Origin of the sequence: Ruegeria profundi (genome assembly GCF_001507545.1) — a bacterium.
GTDB classification, from domain to species: Bacteria; Pseudomonadota; Alphaproteobacteria; order Rhodobacterales; family Rhodobacteraceae; genus Ruegeria; species Ruegeria profundi.
The window spans coordinates 62,743-88,423 of the sequence record NZ_LQBP01000004.1; the positions used below are offsets into that span (position 1 = coordinate 62,743).

26 protein-coding genes and 1 tRNA gene are annotated in these 25,681 nt (G+C 57.4%); 11 read left to right on the forward strand and 16 right to left on the reverse strand.

Translation table 11 applies throughout. The features are described from left to right. Positions 1–352 precede the first annotated feature (352 nt). A tRNA-Ser gene (locus AVO44_RS08600) sits at positions 353–442 on the reverse strand. A 202-nt stretch (positions 443–644) separates the two neighbouring features. Between AVO44_RS08600 and AVO44_RS08605 the strand changes: the two genes are divergently transcribed. The 8 genes from AVO44_RS08605 to AVO44_RS08640 all read left to right on the forward strand — a co-directional run bounded on the left by AVO44_RS08605 (position 645) and on the right by AVO44_RS08640 (position 8,134). Then, complete coding sequence (locus tag AVO44_RS08605) at positions 645–1,847, forward strand: SPOR domain-containing protein (RefSeq protein ID WP_068335461.1); 1,203 nt, start codon at positions 645–647, stop codon at positions 1,845–1,847. A gap of 16 nt (positions 1,848–1,863) precedes the next feature. Next, the gene (locus tag AVO44_RS08610) at positions 1,864–3,030 is read left to right on the forward strand and encodes a D-alanyl-D-alanine carboxypeptidase family protein (protein WP_233421958.1); all 1,167 of its coding nucleotides are present in this window, start codon (positions 1,864–1,866) and stop codon (positions 3,028–3,030) included. Beyond that, positions 3,027–3,650, forward strand: coding sequence for a dTMP kinase (gene tmk, locus AVO44_RS08615; protein WP_068335470.1), 624 nt, complete (start codon positions 3,027–3,029; stop codon positions 3,648–3,650). Before AVO44_RS08610 ends, tmk begins: the two co-directional genes overlap by 4 nt. Before the next feature lie 11 nt (positions 3,651–3,661). Next, the gene (locus AVO44_RS08620) at positions 3,662–4,783 is read left to right on the forward strand and encodes a DNA polymerase III subunit delta' (protein ID WP_068335472.1); all 1,122 of its coding nucleotides are present in this window, start codon (positions 3,662–3,664) and stop codon (positions 4,781–4,783) included. Next, the gene (locus AVO44_RS08625; RefSeq protein WP_068335474.1) at positions 4,780–5,586 is read left to right on the forward strand and encodes a TatD family hydrolase; all 807 of its coding nucleotides are present in this window, start codon (positions 4,780–4,782) and stop codon (positions 5,584–5,586) included. The genes AVO44_RS08620 and AVO44_RS08625 overlap by 4 nt, the downstream gene beginning before the upstream one ends. Next, entirely contained in the window at positions 5,583–6,380 is a 798-nt protein-coding gene (locus AVO44_RS08630) for an MBL fold metallo-hydrolase (protein WP_068335476.1), read from the forward strand. Before AVO44_RS08625 ends, AVO44_RS08630 begins: the two co-directional genes overlap by 4 nt. A gap of 42 nt (positions 6,381–6,422) precedes the next feature. Next, positions 6,423–7,355, forward strand: coding sequence for an AEC family transporter (locus tag AVO44_RS08635; RefSeq protein ID WP_068335479.1), 933 nt, complete (start codon positions 6,423–6,425; stop codon positions 7,353–7,355). 71 nt (positions 7,356–7,426) lie between these two features. Then, a complete protein-coding gene (locus AVO44_RS08640; protein WP_068335483.1) occupies positions 7,427–8,134 on the forward strand; it encodes a CbiX/SirB N-terminal domain-containing protein in 708 nt (235 codons plus the stop codon). Positions 8,135–8,146: 12 nt separating this feature from the next. Here AVO44_RS08640 and AVO44_RS08645 read toward each other — a convergent pair whose 3' ends face one another. The 5 genes from AVO44_RS08645 to AVO44_RS08665 all read right to left on the reverse strand — a co-directional run bounded on the left by AVO44_RS08645 (position 8,147) and on the right by AVO44_RS08665 (position 12,556). Continuing rightward, the gene (locus AVO44_RS08645) at positions 8,147–9,172 is read right to left on the reverse strand and encodes a GGDEF domain-containing protein (protein ID WP_068335486.1); all 1,026 of its coding nucleotides are present in this window, start codon (positions 9,170–9,172) and stop codon (positions 8,147–8,149) included. Further along, positions 9,169–9,756, reverse strand: a complete 588-nt coding sequence (locus AVO44_RS08650) for a heme NO-binding domain-containing protein (RefSeq protein WP_068335488.1) — start codon at positions 9,754–9,756, stop codon at positions 9,169–9,171. The genes AVO44_RS08645 and AVO44_RS08650 overlap by 4 nt, the downstream gene beginning before the upstream one ends. A gap of 121 nt (positions 9,757–9,877) precedes the next feature. Then, positions 9,878–11,437 (reverse strand): trimethylamine methyltransferase family protein, encoded by a 1,560-nt coding sequence (locus AVO44_RS08655; RefSeq protein ID WP_068335491.1) that lies wholly within the window; start codon positions 11,435–11,437, stop codon positions 9,878–9,880. A 119-nt stretch (positions 11,438–11,556) separates the two neighbouring features. After that, a complete protein-coding gene (locus AVO44_RS08660) occupies positions 11,557–12,249 on the reverse strand; it encodes an HAD family hydrolase (RefSeq protein ID WP_068335493.1) in 693 nt (230 codons plus the stop codon). A gap of 22 nt (positions 12,250–12,271) precedes the next feature. Further along, on the reverse strand, positions 12,272–12,556 hold the full coding sequence (locus tag AVO44_RS08665; RefSeq protein WP_068335495.1) for a DUF3572 domain-containing protein: 285 nt from the start codon (positions 12,554–12,556) through the stop codon (positions 12,272–12,274). A gap of 87 nt (positions 12,557–12,643) precedes the next feature. Between AVO44_RS08665 and AVO44_RS08670 the strand changes: the two genes are divergently transcribed. Next, positions 12,644–14,044, forward strand: coding sequence for a diguanylate cyclase (locus AVO44_RS08670; RefSeq protein ID WP_068336333.1), 1,401 nt, complete (start codon positions 12,644–12,646; stop codon positions 14,042–14,044). A gap of 5 nt (positions 14,045–14,049) precedes the next feature. Here AVO44_RS08670 and AVO44_RS08675 read toward each other — a convergent pair whose 3' ends face one another. The 4 genes from AVO44_RS08675 to AVO44_RS08690 are packed head-to-tail and all read right to left on the reverse strand — an operon-like array spanning position 14,050 to position 15,951. After that, entirely contained in the window at positions 14,050–14,523 is a 474-nt protein-coding gene (locus AVO44_RS08675; RefSeq protein ID WP_068335497.1) for a periplasmic heavy metal sensor, read from the reverse strand. After that, on the reverse strand, positions 14,520–14,891 hold the full coding sequence (locus tag AVO44_RS08680) for a hypothetical protein (protein WP_233421959.1): 372 nt from the start codon (positions 14,889–14,891) through the stop codon (positions 14,520–14,522). The genes AVO44_RS08675 and AVO44_RS08680 overlap by 4 nt, the downstream gene beginning before the upstream one ends. Further along, positions 14,866–15,477, reverse strand: a complete 612-nt coding sequence (locus tag AVO44_RS08685) for an RNA polymerase sigma factor (RefSeq protein ID WP_068335500.1) — start codon at positions 15,475–15,477, stop codon at positions 14,866–14,868. The genes AVO44_RS08680 and AVO44_RS08685 overlap by 26 nt, the downstream gene beginning before the upstream one ends. Before the next feature lie 6 nt (positions 15,478–15,483). Further along, positions 15,484–15,951, reverse strand: coding sequence for an EF-hand domain-containing protein (locus AVO44_RS08690; RefSeq protein ID WP_068335502.1), 468 nt, complete (start codon positions 15,949–15,951; stop codon positions 15,484–15,486). A 199-nt stretch (positions 15,952–16,150) separates the two neighbouring features. Here AVO44_RS08690 and AVO44_RS08695 point away from each other — a divergent pair, with 199 nt between their 5' ends. Then, positions 16,151–16,549, forward strand: a complete 399-nt coding sequence (locus AVO44_RS08695) for a DUF983 domain-containing protein (protein ID WP_068335504.1) — start codon at positions 16,151–16,153, stop codon at positions 16,547–16,549. A 25-nt stretch (positions 16,550–16,574) separates the two neighbouring features. Next, on the forward strand, positions 16,575–17,276 hold the full coding sequence (locus tag AVO44_RS08700) for an NUDIX hydrolase (protein ID WP_068335506.1): 702 nt from the start codon (positions 16,575–16,577) through the stop codon (positions 17,274–17,276). A gap of 3 nt (positions 17,277–17,279) precedes the next feature. Here AVO44_RS08700 and AVO44_RS08705 read toward each other — a convergent pair whose 3' ends face one another. Genes AVO44_RS08705 through nuoL form a run of 6 tightly spaced genes read right to left on the reverse strand, consistent with a single transcriptional unit; the run spans position 17,280 to position 25,681 of the window. Then, the gene (locus tag AVO44_RS08705) at positions 17,280–18,947 is read right to left on the reverse strand and encodes a ribonuclease J (protein WP_068335508.1); all 1,668 of its coding nucleotides are present in this window, start codon (positions 18,945–18,947) and stop codon (positions 17,280–17,282) included. Beyond that, a complete protein-coding gene (locus AVO44_RS08710) occupies positions 18,944–19,723 on the reverse strand; it encodes a type III pantothenate kinase (RefSeq protein WP_068335511.1) in 780 nt (259 codons plus the stop codon). The genes AVO44_RS08705 and AVO44_RS08710 overlap by 4 nt, the downstream gene beginning before the upstream one ends. An 11-nt stretch (positions 19,724–19,734) precedes the next feature. After that, positions 19,735–20,484, reverse strand: coding sequence for a biotin--[acetyl-CoA-carboxylase] ligase (locus AVO44_RS08715; protein WP_068335514.1), 750 nt, complete (start codon positions 20,482–20,484; stop codon positions 19,735–19,737). A gap of 54 nt (positions 20,485–20,538) precedes the next feature. Further along, the gene (nuoN, locus tag AVO44_RS08720) at positions 20,539–21,981 is read right to left on the reverse strand and encodes an NADH-quinone oxidoreductase subunit NuoN (protein WP_068335516.1); all 1,443 of its coding nucleotides are present in this window, start codon (positions 21,979–21,981) and stop codon (positions 20,539–20,541) included. A 14-nt stretch (positions 21,982–21,995) separates the two neighbouring features. Beyond that, positions 21,996–23,540, reverse strand: coding sequence for an NADH-quinone oxidoreductase subunit M (locus AVO44_RS08725; RefSeq protein WP_068335522.1), 1,545 nt, complete (start codon positions 23,538–23,540; stop codon positions 21,996–21,998). Continuing rightward, positions 23,540–25,681: an NADH-quinone oxidoreductase subunit L gene (gene nuoL / locus AVO44_RS08730; protein WP_068335525.1), complete on the reverse strand. Its 2,142-nt coding sequence runs from the start codon at positions 25,679–25,681 to the stop codon at positions 23,540–23,542. Before nuoL ends, AVO44_RS08725 begins: the two co-directional genes overlap by 1 nt.

Below are 25,681 nucleotides of genomic sequence, written 5' to 3' on the forward strand. Positions count from 1 at the left end.
ATACAGGGTTCGCCCTCCCTGATCCGTCGGCACAATTCCCTGTTCCCGCGAGAAAATTCCCTGTTCCACTGTTTAGGGAATTTGCAACCTAAGCTATTGGAAAAAATAGAGTTGTGACATCTGAAATCCCGGGTTCCAGACTTGTTTTGCAGAAATTCCCTGTAAATTGCCGGGTATCAGGGAAATCCAGCCCAAAGCGACCCCGCCAAAATGCGGCACTGAGACTTGGGCCTGAATTGCGCTCTGAGTGTACGGTCTGCTTCGTCTCTGATTGAAAGCGCATGCGCCAACTCGCGGGAATTGCGGCACAATTCCGGGTCAGAAAACACAACTGAAGTGAGACAGGTATGAGTGGCGGGGAGACAGGGATTCGAACCCTGGGGACGCTCTCACGCCCAACGGTTTTCAAGACCGCCGCATTCGACCACTCTGCCACCTCCCCGCGTGCTGCTGGGTCTTAAGGCCAACTGAAAACGGTGGCAAGAGCAAATAGGGAATTCTTGCCGAAGCATGTATCGCGGTCTTTCCATGACACCCCGCTCGCGTTATGGTTTCCATGAGGACCGTAACAGACCGGCATAACAGAACCGGCAAATGGCGGCGGGGCTCCGGATACGAGACCCCTTCAGGCAAGGGATGACAAAATGAAGCGAGCGACTGAGATACGCGCAAATCCGCGATCGTTGGCGGTATTTGCCGTTGCGTTGGCAGTTCTGACCGCATGCGATGAGCTGCCATCGATTGAAGAGGCTTCGGCAGACGCAACGGATGAAGATACGCAGACTGATGGAACCATCGAACTTTTCCCCGAGTTTTCTGACAGGTCTGGGGATACGATCGAGGCGCCGGACGTTTTCAACGTGGCAGAAGCCGGATTGTGGGATGGTCGTCCTTCCCTTGGTGGCATCTGGGTTGCGCATCCGGACGTGACCCAACCTGAACGCGTCGTAATAAAGAACACCACCAACAATAAATCCGTAAACGGGGCTTTGTTCCGGAGGGAAAGAAATCTGCCTGGCCCCGCCTTACAACTTTCTTCTGCCGCGGCGGAAGAGTTGGGTATTCTGGCTGGTGCCCCAACCAAGATTGAGGTTGTCGCCCTAAGGCGTAAACCTGTCGAAGAAGTACCCGAGCCGGAAGAAACCGAAGTCGCCGAGCAGCAGCCGATTGCCGACGAGGCCGAAGCGCAAAATGAAGATGTTGAAACGGCCGAGGCGAAAGAAGAGAAACCGGCCAAACGGAAATGGTGGCAAAGGAAAGAAACCGTAGCTGCTGGCGCGGCGGCAGGGGCTGTTGCTGCCGGGGCGACGGCCGAGGTTACCGAGGAAACTACCGAGGCGGCGGCAGAGGCTACAGCGTCGACAATTGAGGCCGCAGAAGAGGTGGTTGAAGCCACAGCCCAAGAAACTTCGTCCGCGAACTTGTCGGACCCTGAAATCACGCCACCACAGGAAAAACCGGCCAAACAGAAATGGTGGCAAAGGAAAAAACCAGACGAGATCACCGAAACTCCGCTGGACCCGATTGCAGGCGCAGCAGCTGCGATTGATACGGCAGAGCCGACCTCTGCCAGTGCAACGTCGGCAGCAACTCAGAACACAGCGCCACGGTCACTGACAAAGCCATTCGTGCAAGTTGGGACCTTTAATGTCGAAGCCAACGCCCAAAGCGCGGCCCAGAAAATTGAACGGAACGGAATTTCTGCCGATGTGCGGCAGTTAAAGTCTGGCGACAAGACGGTCTGGCGCGTGCTGGTCGGTCCGGCGTCGTCCCGTGCTGAACGAAATGCGCTGCAGAGTGATGTCAGGGACCTTGGCTTTACCGATGCATACTCCGTCAAAAACTGAAACAAAGGAGGCTCCAGTGTTGTCCTCACTGCGATCATCTGTTTTGACCCTCGGGCTGGCCCTGTGTGCCCTGCCCGCCTATGCCTTTGATACAACAGCTCGTGCCGCCTACGTAATGGACCAGACTACCGGTACGGTTTTGTTGTCGAAAGAAGCTGACCAGCCGCTACCGCCCGCGTCGATGTCCAAGTTGATGACGCTTTACGTAGCGTTTGAGGCTCTGCGCGATGGTCGACTGACGCTTAACGAAACGCTGCCGGTATCCGAACACGCGATGAGCTATGGTGGCTCGACGATGTTCCTGAACACTCAGGATCGCGTCACAGTCGAAGATCTTCTGCGTGGCATCATCGTATTGTCGGGCAACGATGCCTGCGTCGTGATCGCCGAAGCGCTCAGCCCGGACGGAACCGAAGCCGGGTTTGCCCGCTACATGACCCAGCGCGCCCAGCAGATGGGCATGGACAATTCGAACTTTGCCAATTCGAACGGCTGGCCTGCCGCCGGGCATATGATGTCGGTCCACGACCTTGCCGTTCTGGCGGACCGGCTGATATCGGACTTTCCGGAATACTATCCTCTGTTCGCAGAGGAAGAGTTTGAATTCGATGGTCGCGCGCCTTCAAACAAGCGCAACCGTAATCCGCTGTTGCGACTTGGGATCGGGGCTGACGGCCTGAAAACCGGCCATACGCAAGAGGCTGGCTATGGCCTTGTCGGCTCTGCCAAGCAGGGAGATCGCAGGGTGATCTTTGTGCTTACCGGTCTGGACAGCACCCGCGTACGGGCAGAGGAGGCTGAGGCCGTGGTTAACTGGTCGTTTCGAAATTTTGTCGAGAGGACAGTTGCCAACGCCGACACGCCGATAGCCGAAGCCAAGATCTGGATGGGTGCCCAAAAGACGGTGGGTTTGGTACCGGAAGAAGACCTTTCGCTGTTGTTCCCGGTTCTAGGCGACAAGAACATCGAGGCCGAAGTGGTCTATGATGGCCCTGTCAATGCGCCGGTGGAAAAGGGTCAGAAACTGGCTGAACTTGTGATCAACCCAGAAGGATTGCCAGAAATCCGACGTCCACTGGTGGCTGCGGAAAGCGTTCCGGCCGGAGGGTTCGTGGTCCGGATGATGACCGTGGGCGGTATCGTTCTGACCGACATGATCGGCAATCCTCTGGACGCATTGTGACAAAATCCGGGTTGTTTCTGACCTTCGAAGGCATCGATGGATCAGGTAAGTCCTCGCAGGCACGTATGCTTGCAGATCGCCTGCGCGACATGGGCCACGAGGTTGTTTTGACGCGCGAACCCGGCGGATCGGCGGGGGCAGAGGAAATCCGGCGTCTGGTTCTGGAGGGCGACCCTGATCGCTGGTCGGCCGAGACCGAATTGTTGCTGTTTACAGCGGCACGGCGCGATCATCTTGAGCGCACCATCGAACCAGCGCTTGCTGCGGGCAAAGTGGTGATTTGTGACCGTTTTGCCGACAGCACGCGTATGTATCAGGGCATGTCGCGCGGGAATCTGCGCGCTCTGGTGGACCAGTTGCATGCCCTGATGATACGGCGCGAACCCGACCTCACGATTTTGATCGACATGGACCCTCAAACCGGATTGGCACGTGCCAAGGGGCGACAGGGCACGGAAGAACGGTTCGAGGACTTCGGGCTCGACTTGCAACAAAAGATGCGGGATGGGTTCCTGGCGCTGGCAGATGAGTTCCCGGACCGTTTTCGGGTGATTGACGGCAACCGAGACATGGACAGTGTTGCACAGGATGTGACAGATATCGTTCTGAAAGCTTTTTGACAGAACGATAGATGAGCGACGATATCCCAACCCCGGATCAGGCTCCCGGAGCCCCCCACCCGCGTGAAACCCAGCACCTGTTTGGGCAGTCTGCGGCTGAAAGGGCCTTTCTGGACGCTTACACCTCGGATCGATTGCACCATGGCTGGCTGTTGACTGGCCCGCGCGGTGTGGGCAAAGCCACATTGGCCTGGCGTATCGCGCGGTTTCTGCTTGCCACGCCTCCGGTTGAGGATGACGGGCTGTTTGGTGCGCCACCGCCGCCCGAGACGCTTGAGATCAACGCGGACCACCCTGTTGCACACCGTATCCAGGCAGGTGCTGAACCGGGCCTTGCGGCTATCACACGTTCTTTGAATGATCAGGGGCGGCTGCGGAACGAAATCGTGGTCGACGACATTCGCAAGCTTGGAAAGTTCTTCGGCCTGTCCTCGGCAGATGGCGGTCGGCGCGTTGTCATCGTTGACGCGGCGGATGAAATGAATGTCAGCGCAGCCAATGCCCTACTGAAGATGCTCGAAGAACCCCCGGCGCGCACGACATTGCTGCTGGTCTCACACCAGCCATCCCGCCTGTTGCCGACCATCCGCTCACGCTGCCGAACATTGCGACTTTCCCCGCTTGGGTCCGAAGAGATGAAATCGGCCCTAAAACAGACCGGTGCGGAATTGCCTGCCCAAACCGAACACCTTGCCGCTCTTTCTGCAGGCTCCGTGGGGGATGCGGTACGGTTGATAAACTTGGGCGGGCTGAAGATTTACGCCGAATTGACTGGCATTCTGGGCACCCTCCCCCGCATGGATCGCCAGCGCGCGCTTGCCTTGGCCGAAGCCGCCGCCCAGCGCGGGGCCGCTGACCGGTTCGAGCTGTTGCTATCGCTGATCGACGTGGCGCTGTCCCGACTTGCCCTGACGGGGGCGACCGGTGCGCCTCCGTCACCGGAAGCTGCGCCAAATGAGGCGGAAACGCTTGCACGATTGTCCAGTTCCCCGCAGCAAGCCCGGCAATGGGCCGAGGTCGCGGCGACAATCACTGCCCGCGCACGTCATGGTCAGGCGGTCAACCTTGACCCCGCCGCCCTGGTCCTAGATACGGTGTTCAAGATACAGGAAACCGCCGGTCAGAGCAGATGAGCGACATCCCCCAAATTACCGACAGCCATTGCCATCTGGACTTCCCGGATTTTGAGGGGCAGTTGGACCAGATCATCGCCAATGCCGTCGAGGCTGGTGTTACACGCATGGTTACAATCTGCACCCGCTTGCGCAACGAACCCAGCGTGCGCGCAATTGCCGAGGCCCACGCGCCCGTCTTTTACGCTGCGGGCACGCACCCGATGAGCGCGGCGGATGAACCAATGGCAACGGTCGACCACCTTGTTGCGCTTTCTCGACACCCAAAATTCGTAGGCATCGGCGAGTCCGGGTTGGATTATCACTACACGGCCGAAAGCGCTGATCTGCAAAAGCAATCCCTGCGCATCCATATTGAGGCCGCCCAGCGCACAGGTCTGCCGCTCATCATCCATGCCCGCGCGGCTGACGAGGACATGGCGCGCATCTTGACTGAGGAATACCGCAACGCGCCCTACACTTGTGTAATGCATTGCTTCTCATCTTCGGCGGAACTGGCCAAAGCAGCGCTGGATCTGGGATTTTACTTGTCGATGTCCGGTATTGCGGCCTTTCCCAAAAGCCAGGAACTGCGCGATATCTTTGCCATGGCCCCGGTTGACCGGGTTCTGGTGGAAACCGACGCCCCCTATCTGGCCCCGCCGCCCTATCGCGGAAAGCGCAATGAGCCGGCCTATACCGCACATACCGCCCGCAAAGGGGCCGAGGTGTTCGGCATGGATTACGCCGACTTCGCCGCCCAAACACAGCTCAATTTCGACCGGCTGTTTACGAAAGCAGCAGCGTACAAGGCAGCTGCATGACCGAATTGCGCTGCACCATTCTCGGCTGTGGCTCATCCGGCGGTGTACCGCGCCTGGGCGGGCAATGGGGTGATTGTGACCCGAACAACCCCCGCAACATCCGCCAGCGCTGTTCAATGTTGGTGGAACGCGACGGGCCCGAAGGTACGACTTCGGTTCTAATCGACACCTCGCCGGATATGCGCAGCCAGTTGCTGAGTACTGGAACTGGGCGGCTCGACGGTGTTGTCTACACCCATTCTCACGCTGACCACGTCCACGGTATCGACGACCTGCGGATGATCGTGTTCAACATGCGCGAACGGGTGCCGGTATGGGCCGATGGCGATACTCAGAACGCTTTGCTGGGACGGTTCGGATACGCGTTTATCCAGCCAGAGGGCTCCCCCTATCCGCCAATTCTGGACCTGAAGTCCATCGACGGCCCGTTCGAGATCAACGGCCCCGGGGGACAGATTCCCTTTCACCCTTTTAAGGTCAATCACGGCTCGATTGACTCGCTGGGGTTCCGTCTTGGAAAGCTGGTCTATCTACCGGATGTGGCCGAGATCTATGACGAGGCCTGGCCATTTCTGTCGGGGCTGGATTGCCTGATCATCGACGCCCTGCGCCGCTCACCCCACCCCACGCATGCGCATCTGGAAAAGACACTTGGGTGGATTGAGCAACTCAAACCCAAACGCGCGGTGTTAACCAACATGCATATCGATCTTGACTATGCCACGGTCGAGGCTGAAACCGCCGATTACATCACCCCCGCCTATGATGGCATGGTGATCCACCAGACATTGTAATGCGCTGCGGGCGAGGCCCGCAAAATCATCAAGGGTGGCAAGATGCTGCAAAGCCTGATCGAAGTCATCCTGCCGGTTTTTCTTGTGATCGGCGCTGGCTACATCGCGACGTATTTCGGGTATTTCAGAGAAATCCACATCGACGGGATAATGAAGTTCACCCAAGGCTTCGCGATCCCGTGTCTGCTGTTTCTGGCGATCTCGCATCTGGACCTCAGCGCCAGTTTCGATCCTCGCTTGCTGGGCAGTTTTTACTCCGCCGCTGCGCTGTGCTTCACCGCCGGACTATTCGGTGCGCGCCTGATTTTTCGCCGCGACTGGGAAGATTGCGTCGCCATTGGCTTTTGCTGCCTGTTTTCTAACTCGGTCCTACTGGGTCTGCCGATTACCGAGCGCGCCTACGGACCCGAGAATCTGGACGGCAATTATGCAATCATCGCCTTCCATGCCCCGTTTTGCTATGGCGTCGGTATCACGGTGATGGAAATCATCCGGAACCGCGGCAATGGCGGCACGCGGATGGTTCGGTCGGTGCTGTCGGCGATGTTCCGCAACGCTTTGATCTTGGGGATCGCACTCGGCTTTATCGTCAATCTTTCGGGGATCGGTGTACCTGTGGTTCTGGACGACGCGCTTGGGCTCATAACCCGAGCAGCCCTGCCCGGTGCTTTGTTCGCCTTGGGGGGCGTTCTGGTCAAGTACAAGCCCGAAGGCGATCTGCGCACAATTGCCTATGTCTGTGCGATCTCACTAATGCTGCATCCAAGCCTCATGTGGGCCTTCGGGAAAACGACGGGTCTGCCGCAAGACCTGTTCCGCTCGGGCGTTTTGAATGCCGCGATGGCACCGGGCTTTAACGCTTATATCTTTGCCAGCCTGTATGGCCGGGCCAAACGGGTCGCTGCTTCGTCGGTCTTGATCGGAACGGGGGTTTCTATCCTTACGGTCTGGTTCTGGCTGACACTTTTGGGCTGAGACAGACCAGTTTGGATTGACTTCAGAGCGTCAGGAAACACCTATCGGGAAAGCACACAGGACTGTTTCAAATGCCCAACGCCATTATAGTCGCCCATGGCCAACCCTCAGACCCGGACCCAGCCGAGCATGCGTTGGCGGCCTACGCCGCCGAGGTAGACGCCCTTTGCAACGGTGTGGCTGTCACGTCGGCGACACTTGCAGCGCCCGGAGCGTTCGAGCAACGCGTATCCGAACTGCCCGATGACACGGTGATCTATCCGCTGTTCATGGCGAAAGGATGGTTTGTCACCAGCGCGTTGCCCAAACGGCTTGCCGGTCGCGACCTACGCATTCTTGATCCCCTGGGTGTTGATCCCGACCTGCCCACTTTGGTTGCAGACGCGTTGCAGGAAAAGTTGCACGAAAACCAATGGAACGCTCAGGACACGGATTTGGTTCTGGCGGCACATGGCTCTGGCCGCAGCCGCAACCCTTCTGCTGCTGCGCGGGCATTTGCCGACGATCTGGGTCGCAAGCTTACCTTCAGGTCGATCCGGCCCGGCTTTGTCGAGGAACCTCCATCCATTGCCACAGCCGCTACTGGTCTGCCCCCCAAATCCTTGTGTTTGCCGTTTTTTGCATGCAGGGGCGGTCATGTACTTGAAGACGTCCCACAAGAACTGGCGGCAGCGGAGTTCAAAGGTCAGGTCATGCCTGTTGTTGGCGAGCTGCCCCGGATCAAGCGCCACATCGGCTTTAGGTTGTCCCGTGTGTTCGAAGGTTTACGAAATTCTTGACGTAAGTCTGGCTTACAATTGCGAAGCAACACCGTGTTCCGCGTTGCCGTTCTGACGCCCAGCGACCACTGAATACAAACAGTGCCGGGACCTGCCCGTTCTTTTCGCCTCATACAGCGCCAAATCCGCGGCATTCAAAATCTCGGCCGCTGTCGGAGGCTTTAGCTGACTGGACAAAGCAATACCGATGCTTGCTGAAATTCTGCAGGTGTTTCCCTCGAACAAGATCGGCGCCTGCAACCGGTCGATCAGGCGCGTCGCAATCGCCGAGAGAATATCTTCATCCGATAGTCCAGGAAAGATAATGACGAACTCATCCCCACCGATACGCGCCACCGTATCCCCGTTGCGGGTTTCTTCAACCATGATCCGAGCGGCTTGTTGCAACACGTAGTCCCCTGCGGCGTGCCCAAACTGATCATTGACGGATTTGAAAAAATCCAGGTCTAGATGCATCAAGGCAAAGGGTAAGTGTCCTGTTATCAGCTGCCCAATCGTTCCATCCATGGCGCGCCGGTTTTTTAACCCTGTCAACATGTCGGTGACGGCCTGTTCCTCGGCCGCCAGCATTGCGCCTTGAAGCCGCAGGTTCAACGATCGCGACGCCTCCATTGCGGCAGATTTGGCCTCAACCAGATACAGCAGCTCGATCGCCAGATCGGTACCGGAAAAGTCGGCGCTGGTCAGCGCATAATCGCGCACCGCATCCAGGATCGAGATTCCGAAGGACAGATTGATAACTGCACCCTTTCCATCCGGAAGCGGGGCGATCAGCCCCTTTAGTGCGGTGCGCGGCGTTTCCCGCAACTTTAGATGCAGTTTTGCGCCTGCAGATGCCAAAAGCGACGACAGGCTTATAACGTCACGCGGGCGGACAAGTTCGAAGACGTCCGGAAACTGTCTTCCCGCCATCGATTGATCGGGCCGCAGCTTTTGCAAGGTAGGTCCTACACGGCTAATCTGACCGTCCGCCCCCACCAAAACAAACATTGGACACAGCGTTTCGAGCAGGGCTGCAAGGTCGTCAGTACCCATCATGACTTACGGCCCCCCAACTCAAATTGGCGCCCTTCAGCAAATGCACTTTCAATAAGAACAACTGAAATAACATCGACCTCCTGCTCCTGGTCAGCGTGGGACAGCATGACCAAAGCCCCGTAATCGTCTGCCATGGCCCGAAGGATTCCGACCATTACACTGGAGTACCCGGCCAAACCTGGATGGCAGAACAACTGATATTCTGCTGGACTCACCTCAACCAATTCCAGCGCGGGCAGGTGAAGGTCAGAGACAGCCAGCCGGGCCCGGTCGGACAAATCGTCAAGCGAATGCAGGAATTCCACATATGTGACGCCGCCAAACCGCAGCAGACGCCGCAATCCCTCCATATTTGGGTGCGAGACCAGATAAGTTCCCAAATCCTCAAGTATTTCGGAACGTGGGCGCCTTAGATCGGCACACAGGTAATCCAACACCCGCTGGGTCATATCGTCGTCGTATACAAGCATGGCTTCGAACTCGACAAAGCCAAGCTCGGCCGCCTCGGTCACGCGCAACCAGCATGAATACCCATATGTCGCGCACACAAAAGACTGCACCGCACGATTGATCAGACCATGCATCAGTTGCCCCAGAATAATTTCTTCCTCATTCTGGGCTCAGAGTTCTTAACAAATACACAACACGCGCCATCAGATACAGAAAATCTGAATGAGATTCGCAGCTGAAGCCTTTGGCTTTCAACTAGAAATCTGTCGGTGCCCCACCTTCGGCCTTGCGTCTGGCCACGAAATCAGCCAGCTCCTCGCGGATCGCTTCATCCATGGCGGGCGGATCGAAACTGGTAATGATTTCCTTGAACATGTGATGCGCGCGTTCCGCTGTCCAGATACCGCCAGCGACGTTCCAACCCTCATAGTTTTTCCAGTCACTGAGGAAAGGCTGGTAGAACGCCGTGGTGTAACGATCCTGCGTGTGCTGAATACCAAAGAAATGCCCATCGTTCCCAACTGAACGAATGGCATCCAGCGCGATTTCGTCCGGCCCGGTTGCTGTGATCTCGGGCTGCATATAGCGTTGAATTTGCTGCAGAACTTCACAATCCATGATGAATTTCTCGGGGCTTGCGATCAGACCACCCTCAAGCCAGCCCGCCGCGTGATACACCATGTTCGTCCTTGACTGAACGGCTGCCCACAAGGAATTCGACGTCTCCCACACTGCTTGGCCGTCGGGCACGTTGGCTGCACACACACCAGAAGATCGCATCGGTAGCCCGTAGTACCGGGCCATCTGACCTGTCATCTGGGTCGAGCGCATGTATTCCGGCGTGCCAAATGCCGGTGCGCCTGATTTCATATCAACATTCGACGTGAACGTGCCAATCACGCAAGGGATCCCCGGACGCACATATTGAAACAGCGCAATCGCGCACAGCGCCTCGGCCAGCGATTGCGCGACGGCTCCGGCCATGGTCACCGGCGCCATCGCACCGGCCAGTGTGAACGGAGTGACCACAATCGCCTGCCCGCGCCGCGCCAACCGCAAGCACCCGTCGATCATCGGTTGGTCATGTTTCAACGGCGAGGTAGAGTTGATGTTGGTGTACATCCGCGGTGTGGCTTCGAATTCTTCGTGGGTTAAACCACCTGCGATGCGGACCATTTCCATCACGTCTTCGACGCGTTCCTTGCCCAGCGAATAGGCATGCATGGCCTTGTCGGTCAGCGTCAGCTTGTCATAGAGAACATCCAGGTGCCGAACGCTTGCGTGAATGTCGACCGGCTCGACCGGATAGCCGCCTGCAAAGTGTATGCAGTTGAAATACTGCGTAAGTTTCAACAGGTTGCGGCACATCTCCCGGTTTCCGGGGACCTTGGTGCCAATCTCCATATCCCAGTAATTCGGCGGAGAAGAAACGTTGCCGAACACCATGTTCTTGCCGCCGATTTCAATCGTGCGATCCACATTGCGCGGCGTGATCGTAAAGCTTGACGGGGCCTTTCGCACCATCTCCATGACGAAATCTCGACCCATACGGACATTGTCGCCCTGGACCGTACAGCCCGCTTCCCGAAGAATTCCCTTCGCTTCTTCGTTGTAGAATTCGATCCCGATCTCTTCGAGGATACGCATCGCACCTTCATGGATCGCGTCGATTCCGTCCTGGTCCAGCGGCTCTGTCGGTCTATCGATATTCACCGGAGGGTTCCACGGCATCTGGTCAATCACCGCGCTGCCCCTGCGCTCAGCAGCTCCGGCGCGTCCGCCTCCACGACGTCTGCGAGTTTTTGTATCAGCCATGTTATCCTCCGGAGCTTTCGTTTTTACATGCAATCCCCTAAGCAGGCGTCTGGCCGCTCTGTCTGCGACAGACTATGTCGGTTTCTTATCCTGAAGCGGCGAAATTAACGCGATTGCGATCAGATTCGTGCCAGCCAGTCGGGTATGTGGCCGATATCAGGCAAAACCACGTCCGCCCAAGGGGCCAACACCTCGGCCGGCGCCATTCCGGTCAGAACAGCGACTGTGGTCATCCCCGCCGCGCGCCCTGCTTGCAGATCATGCAAACTGTCTCCGACCATGGCGACGCGTTCCGGGGTCACGTCAACATGCGCGGAAAACGCAAGCAATTGTCCCGGACCGGGTTTAAATCCGTGCCCGCTGTCATATCCGGCAACAAAGTCGAAAAAGTCGCGAATGCCCACCGACTCCAGATGCCGCAGTGCGGGCATTTCTCCATCATTGGTCGCCACACCCAGTTTCAAACCGGCCTGCCGGAGGTCATTAAAAAAAGGAACCAACGGGACAGCTTGCGCCTGCGGCGCCGAGGCCGACTCGACATTCAGCACATCAATGAGGTCAGACAGCGGTAGATTAGGTAAATGCGGGGCCAGAACCTCGGCGATTTCATCAATTGTTCCCGCGATAACAACGCTGTCCTTGGCATAGGACACCTGTTCCAAATCAAACCCGATAGCCCGCCCAAGCTGGGCCGCGCGTCCGTGGTCCCCCTGCGCAAGGCGCAGCACCATATTCCGCCCGAACGCACCCCAAGTGTCCGCGAAGTCAAACAGGGTTCCGTCCTTGTCGAAAAGGATCGCGTCAATGGGCATTATTTGCTCCTGCAAGGCATTTTCAGGTCCAGTGGATATCGGCACCACCTGACAAAACGGCACGCGCCTGACCGGGCAGGTCATAAGACACGGAATTCGCGTCACAGAAAGAAATCACCCACGAATCGTCAAGCATAAGAAACTCAAGCACCGACCCCAGGAACTCAGGCTCGGACGCCCTGTCTCGCAAGTCCTGCGCTGATGCGCCGGTCGAACCAAGAAAAACCGGCAGCAATTCATCATTGCCGACCAGCCAACCAAGGACGTCCAGTGCCAGTGTTTCAGCGGATTGGGCAGATATTGACATAAAGTGGCCAGAGATCAGGTGTTGGAAAGGGTTTGTTAACCAGACTCATAAACACTTTGGCAACGCATGCAATCAATGGTGACAGATATGTCCGTGCAGGGAACGATCCTTGTCCTAGACGGGACCTCAACCAATCGCATCATGCTGAAGGTTCAGCTGACTGCGGCGTGGTATCACGTTGTACAGGGTGAAAAGCTACAGGGCCTTGCAGGGTTGTTGCGGCGCACCAAGCCGGATCTGGTACTGACATCTCAGACCCTGCCGGATGGGTCGGCTGCGGATGTGAAAAAGCTGGTGTTGGCAAATCCTGACCTAGTGGATGTTCCTGTGGTTGCCATCGCACCGCAGAATGACAAGGCCGCACGTCTAAAGGCGCTGTCAGACGGGTTGGACGACGTACTGGCGCATCCGTTCAAGGATACATTTCTGTTGGCGCGGGTGCGCAGCCTGTTGCGCGCTCGGGCCGAGACGCAAGAACTACAGGTAGAAAACAGCTCGCACCCGATCGGTTTTGCAGAATCCAGTGCTGCGTTCATTTCACCCGCGAAAACGGCCCGTGTGGCCATTCTGACACAAACGCCGCGCACCAGCGCCCTATGGCAGAATGCCCTGTCGAAACGGACGCGATACAGTCTGTCAGCACATACCACATCAAACCTTCAGGCTGTTTTGTCGGGGCCCTTGCCGGATGCCATTGTGTTCGAAGTCAGCGCGGGCCCGTCGGGCCTTAAACTGCTGGCCGATCTGAAATCGCGTAGCACCACACGGCACACGGTTCTGGTCGGAGTTCTTGAGGAAGAAAATGCACATCTGGCATCAGACGCGCTTGACCGGGGGGCTGATGTGATTTGCATGGGCCCCTTCTGCGCGGATGAAACGGTGTTGCGGCTAGAAAGCCAGATCGCGCGAAAGGCCCGGCTGGACCAGATGCGCGCCTCGTTAAAGCAGGGATTGGTCGAATCCTGGGTTGATCCGCTAACCGGACTGCACAACCGCCGGTATGCCATGCGCGCAATTGATCAGATCGCGCGCAAGGCCGCACGGTCTGGCAAGGGCTTTGCCATAATGCTGGCCGATCTTGATCACTTCAAGGCTATCAACGACCGGTTCGGCCATACCGGAGGAGACATGGTGCTGGCCGAAGCGGCGACACGAATGGAGCAAACGCTGGGCTCAGCAGGGTTCATTGCACGGATAGGTGGCGAGGAATTCATGATAGGCTTGTCCGACACCACCCAGGCAAAGGCGCTGGATCTGGCAGGAAACCTGTGTGCCTGCATCCGCGAAAAGCCGTTTGATCTTCCAGACTCTGCTGCCCCGATCCCGGTTACGATCAGTATTGGGTTGATCGCGGCCCAACCTAACGTGTCGACATACTCGCATCAGTCTCAACGGCTGGATGGATTGATCAAATCGGCCGATACAGCGCTTTACGCTGCCAAGTCAGCGGGGCGAAATCAGGTCCGACTACTGCCAAGCGCAGCCTAACTCAATCACTCGGATGGTTTGCGCCGATGCGTTTTACGTTTGATCACCTGTTGCAACCTGTCTGCATACGCCTTTCGTTCTGTGCCGGTCATGGCAGTTATGCGCTCTAACCATTCTTCCTGAAGGGCAGTTTGCAATTCGGCCATGGCTTGCGCCTGTTGATCGAGCAATGTATTTACAGGTACTGGATCAAAGGGTTCGGCACGCAGAGCTGTCTGAAGCGCCGTGAAACCCTGAGACCGCATTTTCGCGCCTTGGATATGCCGTTCATACAGTTCGCCGCGCAGAGCTTTGCGTTCCTCATTTGGCAAGGCCCGATACAGCGCTGGACCAAAGCCGGGGGGCGCCTTGCCGTGGCTATCCCCTTTGAAACGGTAGGCAGTGCCCAAAGCGACCCCGACCACCAATAGATTCAGCGCCAGCGAAACAAATAGCAGGATCGTCACCCACCGCCTTTTGGGCTTGGTTTGATCGCTCATTCGGCGTCCTCCAGAAATAATGCATCCAGCCCGAGGTCAGCGACCACAAAGCTGTTTTCCTGCGGATAGATGATCGCAGCCGGATCGGGCAAGAAATCAGGCGCGGACCAGCCGATCCAGACGCCAGCCGCACTGGCCGCGACCAGACCGCCCATGCTCTGCCAGCCGCCAATCCCGTCCAGCATTCGCATCCAGACCGAACGCCGGGACGACGACTCAGGTTTCAGACGGTCAAGGCGTACCGTCTCGGCATCCGTCACGATGCGCACGGCCAGATCATCGGGCAGATCAGGTCGGGTTTGCCGCGCCTTGGCTAACAATTGATCAAGGTCCATCTCGTCTTCAGCCATCTTCGTACCCCAGTTCATCCTGCCGTCCGGCCAGTATTGCCGCCAAGGCGCGTTTTCCGCGCGCAGTCAGACTTTCCACCGCTTCCGTTGAAATGCCCATGATCCCAGCGATGTCGGGATTGGGCAGTTCTTCGATATGCCGCAAGATAACCGCTTGCCTCTGGCGGTCTGGCAATTGCGACAACGCCACCTGCAAAGCATCTTTACGTGCTGCCTCCTGCAGTCTTTCAACAGCGCTTGGGTCTTCATCCTCGGGTTCGGGGACATCGTCCAGACGGTCAGGCCGCTTCTTGCGCTGCATATCTACACATAGGTTCAAAGTGACACGGTAAAGCCAAGTGGTCACTTTGGCCTGCCCAGCCACCCAGTTCGGCGCCATTTTCCAAAGCCGCATCATGGCATCCTGGGTAATGTCTTCAGCCTCGGCCCGGTTGCCCAACATCCGCATCGCAACCGAGAAACACCGTGGCCCCAACCGATCGGTCAGCACACGCGCGGCCGCCGCATCACCGTCTGCAAACTGCCGCAACAACGCGTCGTCCGAGGTGTCCGCAGCGCCGTCGGCGCCACGAACATCCTGTGGTGCGGAGGTCAGATCCTCCATCCTTCATCAGCTATCGTCAGCGTCTGCGTTGCCGCCTTTGCGGTGCTTCCGGCCCATCCGCGCTTTTGCATCGGCAAATTCCTGCTCTGAGATTGTCCCGCTGTTATCCGCGTCGATACGGTCAAACATCTTGCCAGCGCGGCGCGGCTTGGGCAACTCGTCCTGGCTCAGAAAGCCGTCCTGATTGGCGTCATGCCTTTCAAACATCTTTGCCACACGATCATTGGCGCGTTGCTGAGCTGCCGCCTGCGCCTCATCAATGCTCAACTGCCCGTCGCCATTAGTGTCAGACTGAGAGAATCGCTGCACGCGATGGGCTTCCATTTCTTCCTGCGTCAGTTGGCCGTCGCCGTTGGCATCCAATTCCTGAAAATTCACAGGTTCACGAATACTTGATCCGGCTGCCAAAAGCGATGTGCCGGTAACGGCAACAGCCGCGATCAGAATGGCCGGAATAAATTTGGCGCTCTTCATTTCGTTTTCCCTTTGTTTTGCGGCCCTTTGCCGCCGCTTACAAAAGTCTAAACGCACAGTAGTACCGGTTCCGTCGAAATTTGTTCGAAAATTTTGTTGAAGCGTTGCCGCGGCTTCGCGTCACAAAGCGACGCACCCCCCTTTTCTGTGAGGCAAATCCAGAGCAGTATCGCGCGCAAGTGAAAGCGCGAGTTTCAAAATGACAGACCAAACGATCGAAACCACGACCGAGAATGACCGCCCGACGTGGCCAGCACTTGTCAACGGCTTCCGGGGCCGTTGCCCGAAATGCGGCAAGGGCAAGGTTCTGCGGGGCTATTTGAAGGTTCGGGACAACTGCGGCCATTGCGGCCAGGAGTTGTTTCACCACAGGGCGGATGACGGCCCGGCTTATCTGACCATTCTGGTCGTTGGTCACCTGCTGGCGCCCGCTTTGCACGTCACTTATGTTGAATTTCGCCCCCAGCCGCTGACCATGTTCTTGATTTTTGCGATCGGCTGTACGGCCTTGTCGCTGTTTTTGCTGCCCCGTCTGAAAGGCGCCGTCGTTGCCTATCAATGGGCACGCCGCATGCACGGTTTCGAAAAAGAGCAATGACCTTGTTCACGAGATCGCACAGCGCATGACAGAGGATAAATCCGCGATACGGGATGCGGCAACGGTCATAGTTCTGCGCGATCGACTGACGAACCCCTCGATACTAATGGGACAGCGCGGCGCGAAAGCTGTTTTCATGCCCAACAAGTTTGTGTTTCCCGGTGGCGCGGTCGACACTGCAGACAGATCTGTCCCGTTGGTCGCCCCCTTGCCCGCACTATGCAGCGAAAGGCTGGACGAACGATCCGCGCCCGGTTTGCAGAACGCTTTGGCCGCAGCGGCGATCCGCGAATTGTGGGAGGAAACCGGATTGGTTCTTGGTGAGCGTGGCGATTGGCAAGGATCAGTTCCTGCGGATTGGCAGGAATTTGCGCGCATGGGTTTCCGACCAACGGCCAGTGACCTTCAGTTCGTATTCCGCGCCGTGACTCCGCCGGGCCGCCCCCGCCGTTTCGATGCGCGTTTCTTCCTTGTAGATGCCAATGCCATCCAAGGGGACCCTGACGATTTCAGCCGCGCTTCGGATGAGCTGTCCCACCTGCAATGGGTCCCGTTGGGCCGGGCGCGCGAATTGGACCTGCCGTTTATAACTGAGGTCGTTCTGGCCGAAGTGGCGGCCCGGGTTACAAACCCCGAGCCGCCCTCGAACGTTCCCCTCTTCCTGCATACCGAGGAACAAAGCCTGTTCCTACAGCTTAAAGGGCATCCGATGCCGGACGCAGACTAAGCGTCACTTCATTCGGCTGATGACGGTGGTCACTTCGGGCTTTTTACCGATTTCGGCTCTGGCAGTTTGACGCACGATGCGACGCATGGCTTCTTCCAGCTTGTCGTCGTCACGCAGTGTCTTGGCATCCGCGCGCATGAGGAACTGGTTCAAATCCTCCTCCAATACCTCAACCAGGGCGGCGCGCGACGTACCGGTTTCGGGCAGACCCATGGTGTCACACCACGGTTCACCCAGCGGTTCATCCTCTTCATCCAGAATAACAGTCACAGTCACATGCCCATTCAAGGCCATGCGGATTCTGTCGCGTACGACCCCGTCCAGCGCACCGATCTTGACCGTTCCATCCAGATAGGTGCGACCGGTTTCGACGTAATCAACCACCTTGGGCGCATTGCCTGTAAGGTCAACCATCGTTCCGTTGATCGCCAAAACACCCGTTCGCCCGCCGGCCTCGGCCAGCTTGGTGTGCTCGCGCAAGTGGCGATGTTCCCCATGCATCGGGATCACCACCTGCGGGTCTATCAGCGCGTGCACTTTCTCAAGATCAGGCCGGTTCGCATGGCCAGAGACGTGATACAGACCCGAGCTGTCATCGACCACGTCGACGCCCTTTTCGCTAAGTTGGTTGATGATAAAGATCACTCCCCGCTCATTTCCCGGAATGGTCTTGGACGAAAACAGAAACAGATCGCCTTCTTTCAACTCTAACCCACGATACTTGCCCCGCGCCAATTGTGCACTGGCGGCACGGCGTTCGCCCTGGCTGCCGGTTACGATCAGCATCAGGTTCTGGCGCGGTACGTCCACGGCCTCTTCCGCGCTGATGACTTTTGGGAAATCCGAAAGGATGCCCGTCTCTGTCGCCGCCTCGATCATTCGCCGCATAGCGCGACCCAACAAGACGACCGAGCGCCCTGCCCGCTGGCCCGCTTCGGCCAGCGTTTTCACACGGGCAACGTTTGAGGCAAAAGTTGTGGCCACAACCATGCCCTCGGCGCTTTCGACCAGTTTTGTAATTTCAGGACCAACTTCCGCTTCCGAGCGGCCATCATGCGGGGAGAACACGTTGGTACTGTCACAGATCAGCGCCTTAACGCCGGTTTTCGCAACGCTGGCCCAAAGCTCGGGGTCGAACGGTTCACCCACCACAGGGTTCGCATCCAACTTGAAGTCCCCCGAATGCACAACCCGGCCCGCGGGCGTGTCAATCACCAGGGCCGCGCTTTCGGGAATCGAGTGCGACACGGGCAGGAAGCCAACAGTAAACGGTCCAACTGTAACGTTCTCGGGCCAGGCTGAAACCGTATGCACCGCGTCTTCCGGGTGTCCGTGCTCTTCCATCTTGCGCCGCGCGATATTCGCGGTGAAGGCGCGTGCGTAAATCGGCGCACCGAGCGCCTCGTAACAATGCGCCACGGCCCCGACGTGATCCTCATGCGCGTGAGTTACGAACACGGCTTCAAGCCGATCAGCTCTCTCGCGCAGCCACGATATGTCGGCATAGATCAGGTCGACGCCCGGCGTTGTGTCCATATCCGGGAAGGTCACACCAAGGTCCACAAGGATCAGACGTTCCTGTCCTGGCTGTCCATAGCCATAGACATACGCGTTCATGCCAATTTCGCCAGCACCACCTAGCGGCAGATAGATCAGTCGTTCACTGCTCATGTCGAGCCATTTTCCTTGTTGTAGCGATGGATCACGGTCAGCCCGTGCATCGTCAGATCGTCTTCGATTGCGTCAAACCCGACATCCGCCTGATCGAACAAAGGCGCAAGACCACCGGTGCCGACGACCTTCATCGGCATTCCGTATTCCGCCTTGATCCGGGCAATCAGCCCCTCGATCAAACCGGAATAGCCCCAATACACGCCGGATTGGATACAGCCAACCGTATTTGTGCCAATGACTTTTTCGGGTCGGGTAATATCGATATGTGGCAGCGCCGCCGCCCCTTGGTGCAATGCCTCAAGACTAAGGTTCACGCCTGGTGCGATGATGCCACCGACATAAGCCCCGTCCGACGCCACCACGTCGAAATTCGTCGCCGTTCCGAAATCGACCACAACCACGTCCCCACCATGACGGTCAAACGCGCCCACGGCGTTGGCAAGGCGGTCCGGGCCGGGGATCGTTCCCTCGTCCACACGCGGTGCGACAGGTAGAAGGCATTCCGGTTTACCAACAACGAGCGGTCGGCAGCCAAAGAAACGGTCCGCAAAGATACGCAGGTTGAACACCACGCGCGGCACAGTTGATGCAATCACCACGTCGCTTATTTTCGCATCAATCCCGTAATGTTTCACCAGCGTCGAATACCAAGTGAAATATGCGTCCGCCGTGCGAGAATGATGGGTCGAAGTTCGCAGCGTGCATAGGAATTTCTCACCGTCCCAGATCGAGAAAACGGTGTTTGTGTTACCGCAGTCAATTGCCAGAAGCATCCATGCCTCCTTCAGAAAAACACGTCCGCCGCAGGAATGCTGACGCGGCCTTTGGCGGTCTTTAAGACAAGGTTGCCGTCGGAGTCCACGGTTTCAAATGTTCCAACCGTGTTGGATGTGGACGTGCGGGCGGTAATCACCTCTCCGATCCTTGCAGCCCGGGACAGCCAGGCTGTTCGGATCGGCTCGAACCCAAGGGTCGCAAACTGCGTTTCATATCGCGCGTAGGCCACCGCTAATTCGGTTAGAAAATCCTCGGGCGAAACTGCCGCACCTGTCTCAGACAGCAGCGATACCGGGCGCACCGCATTCTGTTCGACGACATTGGTCGTCGGCGCTTCGGACAGGTTTACTCCAATTCCGATTGCCAAATGCGATACCGCACCGCCCTGCCCAGTGCTTTCCAGCAGGATACCTGCAAGTTTGCCGCCGTTCAGCAACACGTCATTCGGCCATTTCAAAGACAGCCCCGCAGCGCGTCCTGTAACTGCGATACAGGCATCAAACACCGCAAGTGCCGCAACGAAGCTGCGCAAAGCTGCCTGCCCCGGATTACCCTGCGGCCGCATCAACAACGTGGCGGCCAGGTTTCCTTTGGGATTGACCCAGGCCCGACCGCGCCGTCCGCGCGCAGCGGTTTGGTGACGTGCCATGATCCACACCGGGCCGGACGTCGTTGGCGCAAGCCGCGCGGCCTCGTTTAAGGTGCTGTCGACTTCTTGCACGATATGCAGGCCGTATCCCTGTGGCCAGTCTGTCATGGCAAAAAGGCCCGGTCGATCGACCGAGCCCCCTGCGATTGGAAGTCCAACAGGTCAGTTGACAAGCGTTGCCGCCGCAGCTGCTGCTGCGCCTTCGATACCGAATTGGTAAAAAACACCAACCAGCATCAGTGCAGCCGATCCCATCAATGCCACCCAAAGAACCGGAGTCGCGCGCGTTTCAATTGGATCTTCGTTTTCGGCACCGAAGTACATGTAAAAGACGATACGCAGATAGTAGAACGCACCAATCACCGACGCGATTGCCGAAACGATCACCAAACCGGTCAACCCCGCGCTGACACCCGCTTGCCAAACGCCAAACTTGGCGAAGAAGCCCAGCATCGGCGGCACGCCGGCCAGGCTGAACATCAGGATCAGCACTGCTAAGGCTTTGCCCGGATCACGTTTGGCGTATTGCCGTAATGCGTCGATATCCGTGACGGGTTTGCCATCCCGTTCCATCATCAGGATGAAGGCAAAAGTACCGATGTTCATGGTTACATAAATCGCCAGATACATCAGCATCGCCTTGACGCCCAGCTCTGTCCCTGCGGCCAGACCAATCAGAGCATACCCCATGTGAGCGATGGACGAGAAAGCCATCAGTCTTTTGATATCCCGCTGACCGATGGCAGCAACGGCTCCCAACAGCATCGATAGTACCGAAAGCAGCACGATGATCTGCTGCCAATCCGCGATCACTCCACCAAAGGCGTCATGCAACAAGCGCGCAAACAGCGCCATGGCGGCGACCTTGGGCGCGGTGGCAAAAAAGGCAGTGATCGGCGTGGGCGAGCCTTGGTAGACGTCTGGCGTCCACATATGGAACGGAACAGCCGAAACTTTGAAGGCCAGTCCAGACATCAGGAACACCAGGCCGAACAACAGACCGACCGAGATCTCGCCGTGCTGCACAGTCTGGATGATGCCCGAGAACAGAGTGGTTCCGGTAAAACCGTAAACCAGCGACGCGCCATACAACAGAAGACCCGAGCTGAGAGCCCCAAGCACGAAGTACTTCAATCCAGCCTCGGTCGATTTCAAGCTATCCCTGCGCAAAGCGGCCACGACGTAGAGGGACAGTGACTGAAGCTCTAGCCCCATATAGAGCGACATTAAATCGCCCGCGCTGACCATCATCATCATACCCACGGCGGCCAAAGCCACCAGCAGCGGGTATTCGAACCGCAGCATATCGCGACGCGCCATATAGTCTTGGCTCATCACCAAGACCGCAGCCGCCGACAGCAGGATCGCAACCTTCGCAAAACGCGAGAACCCGTCATCCACGAACATGCCGTTGAACGCCACATTTGTGCCGTCGCCATTTGTCGCAATCCAGAACGACAAGAGCGCCATCGCCCCGGCCGTTGTCCAGACCAAAACCGGCGCCAGTGCGTCCTTGGTCGTGTAAACAGCCCCGATCAGAGCAGCCATCGCGTATACGGCCAGAATGACCTCTGGAAGGATTATTGTCAGATCAGCTTGGATCATTTCTCCAAAGCTCCCTACTGCGAGGCGGCCGTCTGGGTCGCGGCCTCTGCCGCGGCCAGAGCCGTGTCATAGTTTGAAATAAGGGTGGCGGTCGAGTTGCCGATCACATCGGTCACCAACGACGGGTAAACGCCCAGAAGGATCGTCATCACGATCAGCGGCGCAAAGATCAGCCGCTCGCGCGAGCTCATGTCTGTCATCGCCTTGAGGCTTTCCTTGATCAAGTCGCCAAACACGACCCGTCGGTAGAGCCACAGCGCATAGGCAGCCGAGAAAATGACACCTGACGCGGCGACGGCCGTCACCCAAGTGTTCACCTGGAACGTGCCCATCAGGGTCAGGAATTCTCCGATGAACCCAGATGTGCCCGGCAGGCCGACATTGGCCATTGTGAACAGCATGAAGACCAGCGCATAGGCAGGCATCCGAATGACCAGTCCGCCATAAGCCTCAATATCGCGCGTGTGCATCCGGTCATAGATTACGCCCACACACAGGAAGAGTGCCGCTGAAATGAACCCGTGGCTCAGCATCTGGAAGATCGCACCGTCAATGCCCTGCTGGTTTGCCGCAAAAATGCCCATGGTGACAAAGCCCATATGTGCGACCGAGGAATATGCGATCAGCTTTTTCATATCCTCCTGCACCAGCGCAACCAGTGAGGTGTAGACAACCGCAATCGCCGACATCCACAGCACCAGATCAGTCATCACGGCAGAGCCCACGGGAAACATAGGCAGGCTGAACCGCAGGAAGCCATAGCCGCCCATCTTCAGCAGGATTGCCGCCAGAACAACAGAACCGGCGGTCGGCGCCTGAACGTGGGCGTCCGGCAGCCAGGTGTGTACCGGCCACATTGGCATTTTCACTGCAAACGAGGCGAAGAAGGCCAGGAACATCAGCGTCTGCATTCCACCGACGATGTAGATGCCAAGAACGCTGAACCCCTCAGACGAGAACTGATGGTTCATCAGCGCCTCAATATCCGTGGTGCCCGCATCAGCATACATTGCCACCATCGCCACAAGCATCAGCACCGAACCCAAGAAGGTGTACAGAAAGAACTTGAAGCTCGCATAGATGCGTTCTTTGCCGCCCCAGATGCCGATGATCAAGAACATCGGGATCAGCCCTGCCTCAAAGAACAGGTAGAACAGCACCAGATCCAGCGCCATGAACACGCCCAGCATCAGCGTTTCCAGCAGCAGGAAGGCGATCATGTATTCCTTGACGCGGTCGGTCACGTTCCAACTGGCCAAAATGGTCAGCGGCATGATGAAGGTCGTCAGCAAAACGAACAGCACGCTGATGCCGTCCACGCCCATCTTGTATTTCAAGCCCAGCAACCACTCGCCTTCTTCCACCATCTGAAAGCCGGTGTTTGAGGGGTCGAAACTGGTGTAGATCCCGATTGAAACAAGGAAGGTTACTGTGGTCGCCACAAGAGCCACCCACTTCGCGTTGCGCTGCGCGGCCGCGTCATCACCGTGCAGGAACAGGGCCAGAATGCCGGCCGCCACAGCGGGGATGAAGGTGACGATGGAGAGGATATTATCCATTATTGTGCGCCTCCGCCAATCGACATCCAGGTGACAAGGGCTGCGATGCCCAGAACCATCCAGAAGGCGTAAGTAAAGATGTAACCCGTCTGCGCCTTACCTGCGAGGCGGGTGAAGAACGGAACAACACCCATTGCGACACCGTTCAGGAAACCGTCGATGGTATTGCCATCACCGCGTTTCCAAAGGAACCGGCCAATCGCCACGGTTGGTTTGACGAAGATCGCATTGTAGATTTCGTCGAAGTACCACTTGTTCAGCAGGAACAGGTACAAAGGACGCTGGTTCTGCGCCAAACGGCCCGGCAGTGACGGATTGACGATGTAGAACCAGTAAGCCATGGCAAAGCCGAGGACCATCGCCACAAACGGCGAGACCTTGACCCATTTCGGAGCCGCGTGCGCATCGTCCAGAACATGGTTGTCTGGTGCCATGTAAAGCGCGCCTTCACCCGGTTCGCCGACAAACGCGTAGTGGTGATCGCCATGCGCGTCTTTCTCACCATGGCCCTCATCTGCATGGGCATCGCCATGAGCTTCATCCGCGCGAGCTTCATCGCCATGCGTGCCCGACTCCGCGTGATCGCCAGCCTCAGCATGCTCTGACGCCTCTGCCACCGGAATGCCGTAGAACTTGCCCACCTTGTCAGCATGGCCAAAGAAATTGCCATACCAGATCATTCCGGCGAATACCGCCCCAAGGGACAGCACACCCAGTGGCACAAGCATGGTCATCGGGCTTTCATGCGCGTGCTCATGCGTATGCTTGTCGCCGCGAGGTTCGCCATAGAAAGTCAGGAAAATCAAACGCCAGCTGTAGAAGGATGTGAACGCTGCCGCGACGACCAGCAACCAGAAGCCATAGGCCGACCCGCCCGCATAGGCGCTTTCGATGATGGCGTCCTTTGACAAGAACCCCGCGAAACCGATCGTCGTTAGCGGAATTCCTACACCCGTAATCGCCAGCGTACCGATCATCATCGCCCAGAAGGTGTACGGGATCTTTTTTCGCAGCCCACCATACTCGGTCATTTCCTGTTCGTGGTGCATGGCGTGAATAACCGAGCCCGCACCGAGGAACAGCAACGCTTTGAAGAAGGCGTGCGTGAACAGATGGAACATCGCGGCGGAGTACATCCCGACCCCGGCGGCCACGAACATGTAGCCAAGCTGCGAACAGGTCGAATACGCGATGACACGCTTGATGTCGGTTTGCACCAACCCAACGGTCGCGGCAAAGAAGGCTGTGGTTGCGCCCAGTACGGTGACGAACCCTGTCGCACCCGGCGCAAACTCCATCAGCGGTGACATCCGGCACACAAGGAACACACCCGCCGTTACCATGGTCGCAGCATGGATCAGCGCAGACACAGGCGTTGGGCCCTCCATCGCATCCGGCAACCACGTGTGCAGGATCAGCTGTGCAGATTTACCCATCGCACCGATGAACAGCAGGACGCAGATTACTTCGATGGCGTTCCATTCAGACCACAAGAAGGTCAGCTGCGTTTCCGCCAACTGCGGTGCCGAGGCGAATATGTCTGAGAAATTGATGCTGTCCGTCAGGAAAAACAGCGCGAAAATACCCAAGGCAAAACCAAAGTCACCCACCCGGTTGACGATGAACGCTTTCATTGCAGCGGCATTTGCGCTCGGCTTGCGATAGTAGAAGCCGATCAGCAAATACGAAGCGACACCCACGCCTTCCCAGCCAAAGAACATCTGCACCAGATTGTCGGCGGTCACCAGCATCAACATCGCAAAGGTGAAGAAGGATAGGTAAGCGAAGAAGCGCGGCTTATAGCTTTCGCCCTCACGCCATTGCGGATCGTGGTCCATGTAACCGAAGGAATAGAGGTGCACGAGCGCCGAAACAGTTGTTACCACGATCAGCATGATCGCAGTCAGTCGATCCAGACGAATGGCCCAGCTTGTCGAAAGCGAGCCGCTCTCGATCCAGCGCATGATTTCGATCTGTTGGGTGACGCCGTCGAAGGTGAAGAACACGATCCATGACAGCAAACAGGCCAGGAACAACAGGCCGGTGGCAGTCCACATCGCGGCTTTCTCGCCAATGAATTTCCAGCCGAACCCGCATATCAGCGCGCCCACCAGCGGGGCAAAGAGGATGGTCGTTTCCAT

Bases quoted from the DNA above. Each gene is read 5' to 3' on its own strand.
- AVO44_RS08605 (WP_068335461.1), top strand. From the start codon at position 645: ATGAAGCGAGCGACTGAGATACGCGCAAATCCGCGATCGTTGGCGGTA.
- AVO44_RS08620 (WP_068335472.1), top strand. From the start codon at position 3,662: ATGAGCGACGATATCCCAACCCCGGATCAGGCTCCCGGAGCCCCCCAC.
- AVO44_RS08625 (WP_068335474.1), top strand. From the start codon at position 4,780: ATGAGCGACATCCCCCAAATTACCGACAGCCATTGCCATCTGGACTTC.
- AVO44_RS08630 (WP_068335476.1), top strand. From the start codon at position 5,583: ATGACCGAATTGCGCTGCACCATTCTCGGCTGTGGCTCATCCGGCGGT.
- AVO44_RS08635 (WP_068335479.1), top strand. From the start codon at position 6,423: ATGCTGCAAAGCCTGATCGAAGTCATCCTGCCGGTTTTTCTTGTGATC.
- AVO44_RS08640 (WP_068335483.1), top strand. From the start codon at position 7,427: ATGCCCAACGCCATTATAGTCGCCCATGGCCAACCCTCAGACCCGGAC.
- AVO44_RS08645 (WP_068335486.1), bottom strand. From the start codon at position 9,172: ATGATGGGTACTGACGACCTTGCAGCCCTGCTCGAAACGCTGTGTCCA.
- AVO44_RS08650 (WP_068335488.1), bottom strand. From the start codon at position 9,756: ATGCATGGTCTGATCAATCGTGCGGTGCAGTCTTTTGTGTGCGCGACA.
- AVO44_RS08655 (WP_068335491.1), bottom strand. From the start codon at position 11,437: ATGGCTGATACAAAAACTCGCAGACGTCGTGGAGGCGGACGCGCCGGA.
- AVO44_RS08660 (WP_068335493.1), bottom strand. From the start codon at position 12,249: ATGCCCATTGACGCGATCCTTTTCGACAAGGACGGAACCCTGTTTGAC.
- AVO44_RS08665 (WP_068335495.1), bottom strand. From the start codon at position 12,556: ATGTCAATATCTGCCCAATCCGCTGAAACACTGGCACTGGACGTCCTT.
- AVO44_RS08670 (WP_068336333.1), top strand. From the start codon at position 12,644: ATGTCCGTGCAGGGAACGATCCTTGTCCTAGACGGGACCTCAACCAAT.
- AVO44_RS08675 (WP_068335497.1), bottom strand. From the start codon at position 14,523: ATGAGCGATCAAACCAAGCCCAAAAGGCGGTGGGTGACGATCCTGCTA.
- AVO44_RS08680 (WP_233421959.1), bottom strand. From the start codon at position 14,891: ATGAACTGGGGTACGAAGATGGCTGAAGACGAGATGGACCTTGATCAA.
- AVO44_RS08685 (WP_068335500.1), bottom strand. From the start codon at position 15,477: ATGGAGGATCTGACCTCCGCACCACAGGATGTTCGTGGCGCCGACGGC.
- AVO44_RS08690 (WP_068335502.1), bottom strand. From the start codon at position 15,951: ATGAAGAGCGCCAAATTTATTCCGGCCATTCTGATCGCGGCTGTTGCC.
- AVO44_RS08695 (WP_068335504.1), top strand. From the start codon at position 16,151: ATGACAGACCAAACGATCGAAACCACGACCGAGAATGACCGCCCGACG.
- AVO44_RS08700 (WP_068335506.1), top strand. From the start codon at position 16,575: ATGACAGAGGATAAATCCGCGATACGGGATGCGGCAACGGTCATAGTT.
- AVO44_RS08705 (WP_068335508.1), bottom strand. From the start codon at position 18,947: ATGAGCAGTGAACGACTGATCTATCTGCCGCTAGGTGGTGCTGGCGAA.
- AVO44_RS08710 (WP_068335511.1), bottom strand. From the start codon at position 19,723: ATGCTTCTGGCAATTGACTGCGGTAACACAAACACCGTTTTCTCGATC.
- AVO44_RS08715 (WP_068335514.1), bottom strand. From the start codon at position 20,484: ATGACAGACTGGCCACAGGGATACGGCCTGCATATCGTGCAAGAAGTC.
- nuoN (WP_068335516.1), bottom strand. From the start codon at position 21,981: ATGATCCAAGCTGATCTGACAATAATCCTTCCAGAGGTCATTCTGGCC.
- AVO44_RS08725 (WP_068335522.1), bottom strand. From the start codon at position 23,540: ATGGATAATATCCTCTCCATCGTCACCTTCATCCCCGCTGTGGCGGCC.
- nuoL (WP_068335525.1), bottom strand. From the start codon at position 25,681: ATGGAAACGACCATCCTCTTTGCCCCGCTGGTGGGCGCGCTGATATGC.